Source organism: Vibrio sp. 1580, assembly GCF_033340055.1.
Genome location: NZ_JAWOVT010000007.1, coordinates 227,230 through 240,242, shown reverse-complemented (window position 1 = coordinate 240,242; position 13,013 = coordinate 227,230). Strand labels below are relative to the sequence as shown.

Here is a 13,013-nt window from a genome sequence, read left to right as displayed (position 1 = left end):
ATGGTACACAGAATGGCGTATTAAAAATTGTAATTTAGAACCCGCTTAGATAATTTATTACAAAAATTAGTGCAACTGTGTGCATTGTTTGCGTCAAAAAATAAGGAAAGAGTGGACGTTGCATACTGGAAGTGCCGTAGCTTTTTTATCCGTGTTGTAAGAGTTCACAGAAACTCAGAGACGGTTGCTAAATGTATTCGCTTGACTCCCCGAGTATGACTCATTCAAGCGAGTACCAAATCCAAGCTATAACGATATGGAGAACAACAAATGGCTGGTGTTTTGGGAATGATTCTTGCTGGCGGTGAAGGCTCTCGTTTGAGACCTTTAACGGAATCTCGCAGTAAACCTTCGGTACCGTTTGGTGGTAGTTATCGATTGATCGATTTTGCTCTAAACAATTTTGTTAATGCGGACCTGATGCGCATTTACGTCCTAACCCAATTTAAATCTCAATCTTTATTCCATCACTTAAAAAAGGGGTGGAACATCAACGGCATTACAGACCGCTTTATCGATCCTATTCCCGCTCAAATGCGTACTGGTAAACGTTGGTACGAAGGGACGGCGGACGCGATCTATCAAAACCTGCGTTTTATGGAGTTAGAGGAACCAGAGCAAGTTTGTATTTTTGGCTCTGACCATATCTATAAGATGGATATCAAACAAATGCTGAACTTCCACTCAGAAAAGCAGGCTTCTCTGACGGTATCTGCATTGCGCATGCCACTAAAAGAGGCGTCGCAATTTGGGGTTATCGAAGTGGATAGTGAAGGCCGTATGATTGGCTTTGAAGAAAAACCAGCAAATCCGAAGTCGATTCCTGGTGACCCTGATTACGCTTTAGTTTCAATGGGTAACTATGTTTTTGAAGCTCAGGTACTGTTCTCAGAGTTGGTCGAAGATGCGGATAATGAAGCTTCATCACATGATTTTGGAAAGGACATCATTCCAAAGATGTTCCCTAGAGGTGATGTGTTCGTGTATGACTTCAGTACCAACAAAATCAGTGGCGAAAAAGAAGAGGTGTACTGGCGTGATGTCGGAACTATTGATGCGTACTGGCAAGCGCATATGGATCTGCTAGAAAAAGATGCACCATTTTCGCTGTACAACCGTAAATGGCCATTGCATACCTACTACCCACCATTGCCACCTGCGACATTTACCGACTCTGATAATGGTCGTGTGCAGATAATCGATAGTTTAGTGTGTAATGGCAGCTATGTTAGAGGCTCAAGAATCGAAGAGTCGGTGCTTGGTTTTCGCAGTAATATTGCTTCTGCTTGCGATATCAGCGAATGTATACTTCTTGGTGACGTAAAAATTGGCGAAGGATGTGTTTTACGTCGTGTGATTGTCGACAAGGATGCCGATATTGCTCCTGGTACTCAGATTGGTGTGAATCTTCAAGAAGATAAAAAACACTTCCACGTGTCTGAGGAGGGCATTGTTGTTATTCCGAAAGGAGCTCGAGTTGGCTACTAACAACTTATCTATTCTGTTTGTAGCTTCTGAGGTTGAAGGCCTCATTAAAAGTGGTGGCTTGGCAGATGTTGCCAAGGCACTACCGGAAGCCCTTCAAAACCTACAGCAAGACGTAAGAATTACCATCCCTGCGTACAGCAGTATTGATAAACTCGCAGACGCAGAAGTTGTATTAGAAACAGAATTAACATCATGGCCGCATACGGAGTATCGAGTTTTGCGGCTCATGTTAGGTCAAAATCCTGTTTACCTGATTGATTGTCCGCCGTATTTCAATCGACCATCAATGTATGCGGAGAACAACCAAGCGTATACTGATAACGGCGAGCGCTTTGCGTTTTTTAGTGCAGCATGTCTCGATATGTTACCCAAGCTCGCCTTTCAACCTAATATCATACACGCGAACGATTGGCACACAGGTCTTGTTCCATTTTTGCTCAAGCACAGGTATGGCAATGATCCGTTTTTTGCTCATACTAAAAGCGTCATTTCAATTCACAATGCGGTCTTTAAAGGCGTATTTAGTTATGAAGACGTGCAGTGTTTGCCAGAGTTTCATTGTAGAAACGTTCCCGATGCTGCGGTGAGTGCAACGCATATTACGATGCTTAAAGCTGGTGTAATGAATGCAGATAAGATAAACGCGGTTAGCCCTACGTACGCAGAGGAACTAAAAACAGAGCTTGGCAGTCACGGCATGGCTTGGGAGTTTCAGCAACGTGCGCAGGACTTAGTCGGCATCTTGAATGGTTGTGATTACAGCGCTTGGAATCCGGAAACTGATACCTACTTGCCGGTTAATTACTGCGCCGACCAGCAAAGTATGTCGCAAGGGAAGAAAGCTTGTAAAAAAGCATTACAACAACGACTAAATTTGCCCGAAAAAAATGTAGCTATGTTCGGTATGGTTTGTCGGTTGACCCAGCAGAAAGGCGTTCATTACTTGTTGCCTGCTTTGGCCGATTTTTTGAAGCACGATGTTCAGCTAGTTGTCGTTGGGACCGGAGACCCTGTTCTTGCCGCTCAGTTACGAGAGGTTGCCGCGCAGTTTTCTAGCAAATTTGCCTTTGTAGAAGCGTATGACAATGAACTTGCGCATATCGTTGAAGCTGGTTCTGATTTCTTCTTGATGCCTTCTGAGTTTGAACCATGTGGCTTAAACCAAATCTATAGTATGGCTTATGGGACATTACCGATAGTACGCGGTGTTGGTGGCTTAAAGGACAGCGTTAGCGATTATGATGTAAACCCATCTGAAGCAACGGGGTTTGTTTTTTTCGAACCGACACCGCAGGCATTGTTGTTAACGATGCTAAGGGCACTGTTGCTCTACGCTCAAAACGAGCCTGAAGTGAATAAAGTACAGTTGCACGCGATGCAACAAGACTTTTGTTGGCAAAAGGCCGCAGAATCTTATTTGCAGCTTTACCACTCAGCGTTAGTTTGACTTAAAATTGTAACGAAAGGCACCGAATGAGGTGCCTTTATTATCTTGAGTAAGGGGAGTGTGGTAGGATGGCTTTTTACTCAATAGCACGATCTTTTTGATACTCAATATGACCCAGCCGCTACTTTTTCATAAAACCTATTTGCACCCTACTAGTAATGAGTGGGTTGTATTTGTGCACGGTGCTGGTGGTAGCTCTTCTATCTGGTTCAAGCAAATTAAAGCTTACAAGCAACACTTTAACTTATTGCTGATCGATTTAAGAGGTCATGGAAAGTCAAATCAGTTACTTAAAGAGCTCATAGCTAGCCGTTATACCTTTACGGAAGTTACCCAAGATATTTTGAAAGTATTGGACCATTTAAAGATCCAATCCGCTCATTTTGTCGGTATGTCGCTTGGTACTATTATTGTTCGAAACCTTGCTGAATTGTCATCAGAGCGCGTACGTTCGATGGTGCTCGGCGGTGCTGTCACAAGGCTTAACACTCGTTCTCAGATATTGGTGAAATTAGGTAATTTTTGTAAGCATATCCTACCGTACATGTGGCTCTACAAACTGTTCGCTTATATTGTTATGCCTCAAAGAAGCCAACGAGAATCTCGCCACCTTTTTATTCGCGAAGCCAAGAAGCTTTGCCAAAAAGAATTTAAACGTTGGTTTATTCTTGCCGCTGATGTAAATCCGTTAATGAAATATTTTAAAGATCGAGAGTTACCCATTCCGACTCTTTACTTAATGGGCGACAGGGATTACATGTTTATTAAACCTGTCAAAGAAATGGTTGCAGCACATAAGCTCAGCATTTTACGAGAAATCCCGAATTGTGGTCATGTATGCAATGTAGAGCGTCCAGAAGACTTCAATCAACACTCCATCGAGTTTATTAAACAGCAAGCTGTATGTGCTTAAAACTGAGTGCATCCACTGAATAGGAGAGCCGCTATAGCTCTCCTAGTTGATATCCACATTGCCAACATGCACCAAATTGCCCTTCGTTTATTTCATGACATTTTGGGCATTGCCAATCTTGATACTCATGCCTATCGGATTGTTTTCGATATGCTTTTACTATTTCTTCAGCTTTCATCTTTTGTGCAGTGTCAAAAAGCCACACATAAGGATCGGTATCATCACCAAACGGCAGTTCTCCTTTTAAGCCGAAAATACCTTCTCCACGAACTTCACAGTAAATTTGTTCCACTTTAAGCAGCTCACATACAATGTGTGCTTCTGCTGGGTTTTTAGCGATAAATATTTTCATCAAAATACCCACTTCACCAATTACGAGTTTTGCTGACTTGGTGTCGGCCTTACTTTATTCATAACCCATTTAGTGATGATTGGAAATAGTCCCAATAGCGCAAAAGACGCTAATACTGCGGGTGAAACAATGCCCGATAGGCTTTCAATTGTTGCTAATTGAGTACCTGCATTCAGATATACGGCTGTGCCTGGCAGCATACCTATTTGGCTAGTGAGATAAAATCTACCTACAGACATCGGCGTTAAGCCCATCAGTAAGTTGATTAGAAAGAAAGGGAATACAGGGATTAGACGCAAGGAAAATAGATAAAAAGCTCCGTCTTTTTCGACACCTTGATTAATTGCGTTGAGTTTATTTCCGAATTTGTTTTGTACCCAGTCACGCAATAAGTATCGGCTGCTCAAGAAGGCCAGTGTTGCCCCCATAGTGCTAGCGAAAGAAACCAGTAGCAAGCTTGTCCAAAAACCAAATAAGGCTGCACCAAGTAAGGTGACTACTGCCGCTCCTGGGATAGAAAAAGCGGTAATTGCAATGTAGGTAAAAAAGTAAATCGCAGCCGAGAATACAAAATTCTGATCGATGTATGTAGTTAGTGCTTCTTGTTGGGCTTTTGCATTCTCTAAGGTTAAATACTGGCCAAAGTTAATACCTAAAAAGACGATAGCCGCTAGTAGGATGAGACCTAAAATCAGTTTCTTATTCATAATTTTGATTCCAATTTGGGATATATGTAATAAGACAGTAGGAAAACCGAAAAAATTTCACAAAAAAACCGCAGATTAGACTGCGGTTTTACAAGATAGTTTTTAGGCCGACTTTTATTGGAGGCCGTTCATCAACTCATCTCGGCGAGCTTGAGGTACCACACTCCAATGAGTGCCGTTGATAGCACCTTCTAGTGCCCATAGCAACTCAATGTTGACGGTTGCAGAGTGCGTATCTCTTATCGCTTTATAGGCGTTAAGCGCACCTTCCTCTTCAAGCTTCTCTACGGATTCGATGCCGGCTTTTTTTAGCATGCGCTCGGTAGCCAGTCGTAAGTTAGGCAAATCTTTCAAACGGTTAGGCTTTGTACTTGCTTGCTGTTCTTTCTCAAGCTTTGCCTTTTTCAATGATTGATTCGCTACTTCGATTAAGCGTTCGCTTGATTCCCATAAATCGCTGGAAATAGCGTAGTACTTTGTAACGACTGGAAAGCCACGTTTTTTATAAACGTAAGGCTTTAGCCCTTGTTTCTCGAAGTCAGATGAAGTTTTTTGGTCTGCTCTGATATGAAGCTGATTGTTTACCACTAGTGCAAACATTGTTTCATCAGCGAATAGTCCGAAGCCACCAAACATTGAGCGCGACTTGATATTACCAAGTGCCTCAAACAGCTTCATAGAGTCTTTGAGTATCGGTTTATCCATGTTTTGTTATCTCGGTGTAATTAATATTACGCCACCAAAAGTCAGGTCCGAGAGAGTAGCAAACATGCGTAAAAACAATGTCATTACAGAGTAAAGTCATTGCTTACACACTTGCCATCGGTAACCCCGCTACCTTCCATATCGTAATATGGTTCAGGCCGGAGGCTTTGCGTCCCACTCTTTCGAATGGTTTGCCCTGTGCGTGACACAATGAGCATACTTCTTATATTGAATTAACATCACGGTTTAGCGTTAAAAGTGTGATTTCGGTTCAATAAAAATGATAGATTGAATGCTCTATTTTGCATATGGAAAGGTGCAAATTGGCCTTTGAAAAGGAGTTCTTAATATATATTACATTTATATAAAACAGGGAGTTAACGTTAGTCAATTGTTATTAGAGTGGTGTGAAGTATTAGAGAATGCTTAATTTTTCCAAAAAAATAAGCGCCCCTGTAGAGCGCTTATTTAACACGGTTAAATACAGTGAAATTTAGTTCATTTTTTTCACAGTATTTCGAATAACAAGCTCAGGTTGCATTTCGAAAATTCGTTTTTCGTGTTCTTTATCTTTGATACGCTCAAGTAGAATTTCGAATGCATTTTTACCAACACGACGTTTAGGTTGGTGGATAGTCGTTAGCGGTGGAGAGAAGTATTCCGCAAGCTCGATGTTGTCGTAGCCGATCACTGAAATATCTTCAGGAATTTTGATCCCGTTTTGTTGCAAGCGGCTCATTAGGCCTAGAGCCATTGTGTCGTTAAAACAGAATACCGCCGTCGGGCGCTTGTCCATTGCGGTAATTTTATCTGCAACTAATACGGCCGTATCACATTCAAAGTTACCTTCAAGGATCCAGTCTTCATTTACAGCTAGGTTTGCTTCGCTCATTGCGCGACGGAAACCTGCAATGCGCTCTTGGCAAGCAAGCTTTTCAAAATGACCGCTTAGACAAGCGATATCCGTATGACCATTGTCAATCAGATGTTTGGTTGCAATGTAGCCACCTTCTTCTGAGTTATCCATGATCTTGTCTGCTTGTGAGCTCTCTGGGCCCCAATCCATGACCACTTTAGGAATGTCCGCATGACGGTCAAGCATCTCTTTTAGTTCTTCGGTTAAGTCAGAACACATCACTAGGATGCCATCAACGCGCTTTTCAGCCAGCATACGAATGTAATCGCGTTGTTTTTCGTAAATCCCGCCTGTGTTACATAAAATCAGAGTATAGCCTTGGCGGTAACAGTAGCTCTCAACGCCATCAATCACTTCTGAGAAAAATAGGTTAGTTGATTGAGTTACTAACATGCCAATCGTACGAGTTGAGTTGCATTTTAGGCTGCGTGCAACGGCACTTGGCGCGTAATTTAGCTCGTCAACGGCTTTCATTACTTTTTCTTGCGTTGCTTCTGCAACGAAACGCGTTTTATTGATAACGTGCGAAACTGTCGTAGTGGAAACGCCGGCTAAGCGAGCAACGTCTTTTATCGTGGCCATAAATGGTGTCCTGTATCGAGCTACTGAAATATGTCGTATTGGATGTACCTGATGCTCTAATGGTTTCACACCTAGCAATATAAAATTGGCGCTAAGTGTCTCGGCAGCGGTTGATCCAAGTGCGACAAAAGGGTACGTAGCAGCATCGGTCGATGAATTTTATCTTTTTTCTATCTGATGAGAAATTGCCATCAACCTGTTAAGAAAACACAAAAACCGCTATATTTCAGCGGTTTACATATAAATCATATTTAATCGTTTGCGCTCACATTTTAGCCCTATGTGGACTGACTAGCAATGTTTTCAGCAAGAGATTTGTGTATTTGAAGTCACATTTTGACTGCTAAATAACCAAGCGTCTTTGCGCTAAGTTAAGGCAAACGAATATTATACCCAAGTTACTTACAATTGGTCACTTTCAGGCATACAGGAAGCCCGATAGGCAGGCTCCCTAAAAATAGGCGGCAATTATTCACCAAGAAGGTAGGCGCTGTCTAGTTTACAAAATGCAACTAATAGTTTCGCGACACTCGAGTAAAATCCAAATTCGTCGAATTTTTTACATTTGTCTGAAAACTGAGGTAACCAAGACATCAATTGTTGCTGGATAAAGTCGTTTTGTTTAACGAAGGCTTCTTCCATGTGTTTTTCTTGTTCAAGCTCGTTTGAGCGGATAATCATGTTCCCGAGAAAGTCGAGCTCAACGGCTAAGTGATCCGCAGGTTCCTTTAGGTTTTCGTCTACTTGAACGCCAAATTCAGCCATCAACTTTTCCATTTCCTCAGCTGGCTTGTCATTCAGTAAACCTGATTCACCAATGTACATGGATGCGTAAGGAAGAGCGCCGTATTTTTCTGTCTTCAAAAACAGTTCACAAAAGTCAGCTGCAAGCTCTAGTTGTGCATCTTCACGATCTTGTAACCGATTCAATGCATCAACTAGGCTATCAACAGCTGGTTTCAGCGACTCATTTTCACCTAAACCTGCGAGAAAACTGCGAATTTCAACACTGTGATAGGCTTCCAATTCTTTCTCTGTTAGTTCTTTTGCGAACAAGCTCGAAAACCACCAGTAAATTTCAGCGCGTTTTTCATTAAAAGCTTTCACTTCTTGCATTTTGGGCTCCTGAATGATGCTTCAAGTCATGCATCACAAAGTCAATTAGGGATATCCCCTAAGTGTAATCAATTAAAATGAATAGCAGTAACTATAATTGTTATGTTTTATGGTCAAAAATGACCGTTTATTAATAGCAATGGGTAAGCTTGTTTTGAATCAATAAAAACGCTAAATCTTGCGTTTTAATGTATCTATGACTAGAAATGTTACTAGTTATGAATAGAATACGTCTTGGATAATAAGAAGACAGAAAAGTGGTGTAAATGAGCTATCACGTATTAGTCGTAGAAGATGATGTTGTAACTCGTAGTAAGCTTGCGGGATATTTCCAAAATGAGGGCTACCAAGTCAGCGAAGCAGAGAGTGGCGCAGAAATGCGTGAAGTTTTGCAAGCGGGCGATGTAGACCTGATCATGCTGGATATTAACCTGCCTGGTGAAGACGGCCTGATGCTTACTCGTGAGTTACGTAGCCAATCGGATATTGGTATCATATTAGTAACAGGACGCACGGATAGCATTGATAAAATCGTAGGCCTAGAAATGGGTGCTGACGATTATGTGACAAAACCTTTTGAACTGAGAGAGCTGTTAGTTCGCGTGAAAAACTTGCTGTGGCGTATTTCAGCAGCGCGCAGTGGCAGCTCGAAAGCGAATGAAACCAGTGAAGAGCACATTGTGCGCTTTGGGGAGTGGACATTCGACATTCAACGTCGCGCACTTAGCCGCAACGGTGAGCCAGTAAAACTAACTAAAGCAGAGTATGAACTTTTGGTGGCATTATCGTCTTACCCTAACCAGGTGTTAAGTCGTGAGCGTATTTTGAACATGATCAGCCATCGAGTGGATGCGCCGAATGACCGCACCATTGATGTTCTTATTCGACGTATGCGCGCAAAAATGGAGTTCGATCCTAAGAACCCACAGATTTTTGTAACGGTGCACGGCGAAGGCTATATGTTTGCTGGTGACTAGTTGGAACATAACTCAATCGTAAAAAGAAAAGGAGAGCTTCGGCTCTCCTTTTTTGTGGCTTCAAGATAATACTAGTTTGCTTCAACCATTGGTGTTTGGCCGACAGTATCACGCAACCTTTGCCAAATACTGCCCAAGTACTCATGCCAATAAAGCTCTGTTTGTTCTAAGTAACGCGCTTTAGGTGAGTATTTATCCCAAGGTTGACTTATCTCGCTAATAGCTAAGAAGTTGGTCGGGGCTGGGATTGGTTTAATGCCTGCTGCGTTGAACTCATACAATGCACGGCTCATGTGACTCGCAGAAGTGACTAACACAATCTCCTTTTGTTGAACGAATGCAGCCGCTTGACGCGCCTCTTCCCACGTATCTTTCGCATCTTCTAATAAAATGATATCGGATTTCGCGACTCCCAACGCAAGGGCAACGTTCGCCATCATTCGCGCGTGGCTAATTTCAGATCCGCCAGCATAGCCGGATAAGATTAATTTCGCGCCTGGATACATTCTTAAAATACGAATGCCCTCAGTTAAGCGCATTAATGCTGCACGGCTTAACTGCGAGGTGGGTGGAATTTCGTCATCGATAACATGACCATTCCCTAAAACCATCACGTAGTCGATGGTGCCAGAAACTGGCAAAAAGGCTTTATGCTCTCGCTCTAACGGCATAAGAAGCTTGGTTGAAACAGGTTGGAAGGCAACAAGAAAAATGCCAACAAAAGAGAATAGAACAACGAAGCAGCCAGTTTTACGTTTTGTAGTAAAACTAATGAGAGCAAGACCCAACAAGCCTATCAGCAGCAATGCCGGAAGGGGCATAAGCATGGCTGACACTACTTTTTTCAGCTCAAACATACATAAATAGTCCGAAAAAACATCAATTGATAATAAAAATGAGGGTATCCCTCTTTATTCCTGCTTTCCTTGTGCCAGAATAGCGGCACAATCCGTTATGATAACTCAGCAGAAGTGACAGAAGACCGCAATTTCGACGATATCGCCCACAAATTTGCAAAAAATATTTACGGCTCCGATAAAGGGGAGATCCGCCAAATCATTGTGTGGGAAGATTTTCTACAGATTCTAAGTGAATTAGATGCTGACCAGCAACCCCTAGAAGTGTTAGACGCTGGTGGTGGTTTGGCACAAATGTCGCAAAAGCTTGCTAAGCTCGGACATCGAATCGCTTTATGTGATCTATCTTCGGAAATGCTGCAGTTGGCTAAGCAGGATATTGAAAAAAACGGTTTGCTTGAGCAGTATCGCCTGATTCATTCGCCTGTCCAATCCATCGGTGAACATATGGATGGACAGGTCGATCTGGTTATGTTCCACGCTGTGATGGAGTGGCTGGTTGATCCTAAGGCCGCACTTGAAACAGTTCTTGAACAAGTAAAACCGGGAGGTATCGCATCAGTCATGTTCTACAACCACCACGGTTTAGTCTATAAAAACGTGGTTTGTGGCAACATTCCTCATATATTAGACGGCATGCCTCACCGAAAAAGATTTAAACTACAGCCGCAAAAAGGCTTAAAACCTGAAGAAGTCTACCAGTGGATAGAAAATTCAGGTTTTAATATTTGTGGCAAATCTGGTATTCGCTCATTTAGTGATTACATAGGCAATATGGAATACATGGGTGATTACGAGTTTGAAGATGTGTTGGCGCTAGAAAAACAACTTTGTCGACAAGAGCCATACCTCTCATTAGGCCGCTACATTCATGTGTGGGCTAAAAAGAACGATAAACAGGAATAACAATGAGTGAGATGACTCTCAATGCTGCAGAGCAACCAATCGATGAGCTGGTTGGCTGGGTTAAGCAGCACGATTTCTCGTTGAACCTGACCACAGAGCGATTGGCATTTTTGATAGCCATTGCCGTACTGAGTAATGAAAGGTTCGATGAAGAACTGGGTGAAGGTGAACTGCATGATGCATTTGCCATCGTCACTCGACTATTTGATGAGACCGGCGAAGCCTCCGCTTTTCGTGCGAACAATGCGATCAACGAGATGGTTAAGCAGCGTCTTATGAGCCGTTTTGTCAGTGAAATTACTGACGGAGCGAGCATTTACCGCTTGTCGCCATTAGCGATAGGAATAACCGACTACTACGTGCGTCATCGTGAGTTCTCAAAACTGCGTCTATCTATCCAGCTATCCATGGTAGCGGATGAAATGGCGAAAGCGATTGAGGCAGCACAAAAAGGTGGCACACCGGGTCACTGGAAGAAAAACGTATACGGTGTTTTAAAATATTCTGTAGGCGAAATCTTCGATCAAATTGACCTCAACCAACGTGTTATGGATGAGCAGCAACAGTCAGTGAAACAACAGATTGCTGACCTGCTTAACAAAGACTGGCGCGAAGCGATCAACAACTGTGAAGCACTTCTGTCAGAAACATCAAGCACGTTGCGTGAACTTCAAGATACGCTGCAAGCCGCCAGTGATGAACTGCAAACTCAGATCCTCGATATTCAAGAAATTGTTTACGGTGACCCTGAGCTGGAGTTTATCGAAGAAGCCTTGTTTGGTCTGCAAATGAAGCTGGACCGAATCACAAGCTGGGGCCAGCAAGCGATCGACCTTTGGATTGGTTACGACCGACACGTGCACAAGTTTATTCGTACTGCAATCGATATGGATAAGAATCGTGCGTTTAGCTCGCGTCTGCGTCAATCTGTCAAAGATTACTTCGATGCGCCTTGGTATCTGACTTATGCAGATGCGGAGAGGCTTTCCGACCTTCGTGATGAGGCCCTAGTACTGCGTGATGACGAGGTCACGGGTCAAGTTCCGATGGAAGTAGAATACGAAGAGTTTCAACAAGTCAATGATGAGTTGTCTGAACGAATTGGTGACATGCTAAAAGCGCATAAAGATCAAGGCACACCAATCGATTTGAGTGTGGTACTGCGAGATTACCTTGCACAGCACCCTTACACTCATCATTTTGATTTAGCTCGCATTATCGTCGATCAAGCTGTACGTCTAGGGTATTCAGAATCGGATTACCAAGCGATTCAACCAGACTGGAAAGCAATCAACGAATTTGGGGCAAAGGTACAAGCGAATGTCATCGACCGATACTAATGAATACATGTCAGAGAATCTGGCAAAAGCAATTTCTAACCCTCTGTTCCCAGCGCTAGACAGCATGCTTCGAGCAGGGCGTCATATCTCAAGTGAAGATCTAGACAATCACGCGTTGTTGTCGGATTTCGAACTTGAGCTTTCTTCTTTCTACCAACGCTACAACACCGAATTGGTGAAAGCGCCAGAAGGTTTCTTCTACCTTCGTCCTCGTTCAACGTCTCTGATTGGCCGTAGTGTTCTTTCTGAACTGGATATGCTGGTGGGGAAGGTACTGTGTTTCCTTTACCTAAGCCCAGAGCGTCTTGCGCACGAAGGCATCTTTACTAACCAAGAGCTGTACGACGAACTGCTTGCTCTAGCAGACGAAAACAAGCTGATGAAGCTAGTGACGAACCGTGCGACTGGTTCTGACCTTGATAAAGAAAAGCTGTTTGAAAAAGTACGTACGTCACTTCGTCGTTTGCGTCGCCTAGGCATGATCATCAACATCGGTGAAACCGGTAAATTCAGCATCAGTGAAGCGGTATTCCGCTTTGGTGCCGATGTACGTATTGGCGATGACATGCGTGAAGCGCAGCTGCGTCTAATCCGTGATGGTGAAGCAGTAGTGCACACCAAAGAGCCAAGCCAAGGCAGCTTATTGTCTGAAGAAGATCAAGACGACCAAGCCCAAGAAGAAACAACAGAAGAGGGTGAAGCATGAG

Annotated in this window: 13 protein-coding genes and 1 riboswitch; of the genes, 7 read left to right on the top strand and 6 right to left on the bottom strand. The window is 43.0% G+C overall.

Going from position 1 to position 13,013, the window contains the following annotated elements; all coding sequences use genetic code 11:
- Window positions 1–270: 270 nt before the first annotated feature.
- The 3 genes from glgC to R7093_RS13650 all read left to right on the top strand — a co-directional run bounded on the left by glgC (window position 271) and on the right by R7093_RS13650 (window position 3,848).
- Window positions 271–1,488, top strand: coding sequence for a glucose-1-phosphate adenylyltransferase (gene glgC, locus R7093_RS13660; protein ID WP_318146696.1), 1,218 nt, complete (start codon window positions 271–273; stop codon window positions 1,486–1,488).
- Window positions 1,478–2,935: a glycogen synthase GlgA gene (glgA, locus tag R7093_RS13655; RefSeq protein ID WP_017820031.1), complete on the top strand. Its 1,458-nt coding sequence runs from the start codon at window positions 1,478–1,480 to the stop codon at window positions 2,933–2,935. Before glgC ends, glgA begins: the two co-directional genes overlap by 11 nt.
- 109 nt (window positions 2,936–3,044) lie before the next feature.
- Entirely contained in the window at window positions 3,045–3,848 is an 804-nt protein-coding gene (locus tag R7093_RS13650) for an alpha/beta fold hydrolase (protein ID WP_017820032.1), read from the top strand.
- A 31-nt stretch (window positions 3,849–3,879) separates the two neighbouring features.
- Here the strand turns inward: R7093_RS13650 and R7093_RS13645 are convergent, their stop codons facing one another.
- The 5 genes from R7093_RS13645 to torD all read right to left on the bottom strand — a co-directional run bounded on the left by R7093_RS13645 (window position 3,880) and on the right by torD (window position 8,226).
- Window positions 3,880–4,200: a DUF2007 domain-containing protein gene (locus R7093_RS13645; protein ID WP_017820033.1), complete on the bottom strand. Its 321-nt coding sequence runs from the start codon at window positions 4,198–4,200 to the stop codon at window positions 3,880–3,882.
- A 20-nt stretch (window positions 4,201–4,220) separates the two neighbouring features.
- On the bottom strand, window positions 4,221–4,907 hold the full coding sequence (locus R7093_RS13640) for a TVP38/TMEM64 family protein (protein WP_005378366.1): 687 nt from the start codon (window positions 4,905–4,907) through the stop codon (window positions 4,221–4,223).
- Window positions 4,908–5,021: 114 nt separating this feature from the next.
- Window positions 5,022–5,612 carry a TfoX/Sxy family DNA transformation protein gene (locus R7093_RS13635; protein WP_005378367.1) on the bottom strand — a complete coding sequence of 197 codons (591 nt, stop codon included), beginning with the start codon at window positions 5,610–5,612 and terminating at the stop codon, window positions 5,022–5,024.
- A 116-nt stretch (window positions 5,613–5,728) separates the two neighbouring features.
- Window positions 5,729–5,818, bottom strand: a riboswitch (cyclic di-GMP riboswitch).
- Window positions 5,819–6,105: 287 nt separating this feature from the next.
- Window positions 6,106–7,110, bottom strand: a complete 1,005-nt coding sequence (gene purR, locus R7093_RS13630; RefSeq protein WP_005378368.1) for an HTH-type transcriptional repressor PurR — start codon at window positions 7,108–7,110, stop codon at window positions 6,106–6,108.
- A 468-nt stretch (window positions 7,111–7,578) separates the two neighbouring features.
- Window positions 7,579–8,226 (bottom strand): molecular chaperone TorD, encoded by a 648-nt coding sequence (torD, locus tag R7093_RS13625; protein WP_005378369.1) that lies wholly within the window; start codon window positions 8,224–8,226, stop codon window positions 7,579–7,581.
- A 266-nt stretch (window positions 8,227–8,492) separates the two neighbouring features.
- On the opposite strand from torD, the gene torR reads away from it, so the two are divergent.
- The gene (gene torR, locus R7093_RS13620) at window positions 8,493–9,203 is read left to right on the top strand and encodes a two-component system response regulator TorR (RefSeq protein ID WP_005378370.1); all 711 of its coding nucleotides are present in this window, start codon (window positions 8,493–8,495) and stop codon (window positions 9,201–9,203) included.
- A gap of 71 nt (window positions 9,204–9,274) precedes the next feature.
- Here the strand turns inward: torR and elyC are convergent, their stop codons facing one another.
- Window positions 9,275–10,060 carry an envelope biogenesis factor ElyC gene (elyC, locus tag R7093_RS13615; RefSeq protein ID WP_005387893.1) on the bottom strand — a complete coding sequence of 262 codons (786 nt, stop codon included), beginning with the start codon at window positions 10,058–10,060 and terminating at the stop codon, window positions 9,275–9,277.
- Window positions 10,061–10,174: 114 nt separating this feature from the next.
- On the opposite strand from elyC, the gene cmoM reads away from it, so the two are divergent.
- Genes cmoM through mukE form a run of 3 tightly spaced genes read left to right on the top strand, consistent with a single transcriptional unit; the run spans window position 10,175 to window position 13,012 of the window.
- The gene (gene cmoM, locus R7093_RS13610) at window positions 10,175–10,966 is read left to right on the top strand and encodes a tRNA uridine 5-oxyacetic acid(34) methyltransferase CmoM (protein ID WP_025766915.1); all 792 of its coding nucleotides are present in this window, start codon (window positions 10,175–10,177) and stop codon (window positions 10,964–10,966) included.
- Between the two features lie 2 nt (window positions 10,967–10,968).
- Window positions 10,969–12,306 carry a chromosome partition protein MukF gene (gene mukF, locus R7093_RS13605; RefSeq protein ID WP_017634722.1) on the top strand — a complete coding sequence of 446 codons (1,338 nt, stop codon included), beginning with the start codon at window positions 10,969–10,971 and terminating at the stop codon, window positions 12,304–12,306.
- Window positions 12,287–13,012, top strand: coding sequence for a chromosome partition protein MukE (gene mukE, locus R7093_RS13600; RefSeq protein WP_005378379.1), 726 nt, complete (start codon window positions 12,287–12,289; stop codon window positions 13,010–13,012). The genes mukF and mukE overlap by 20 nt, the downstream gene beginning before the upstream one ends.
- Window position 13,013 lies beyond the last annotated feature (1 nt).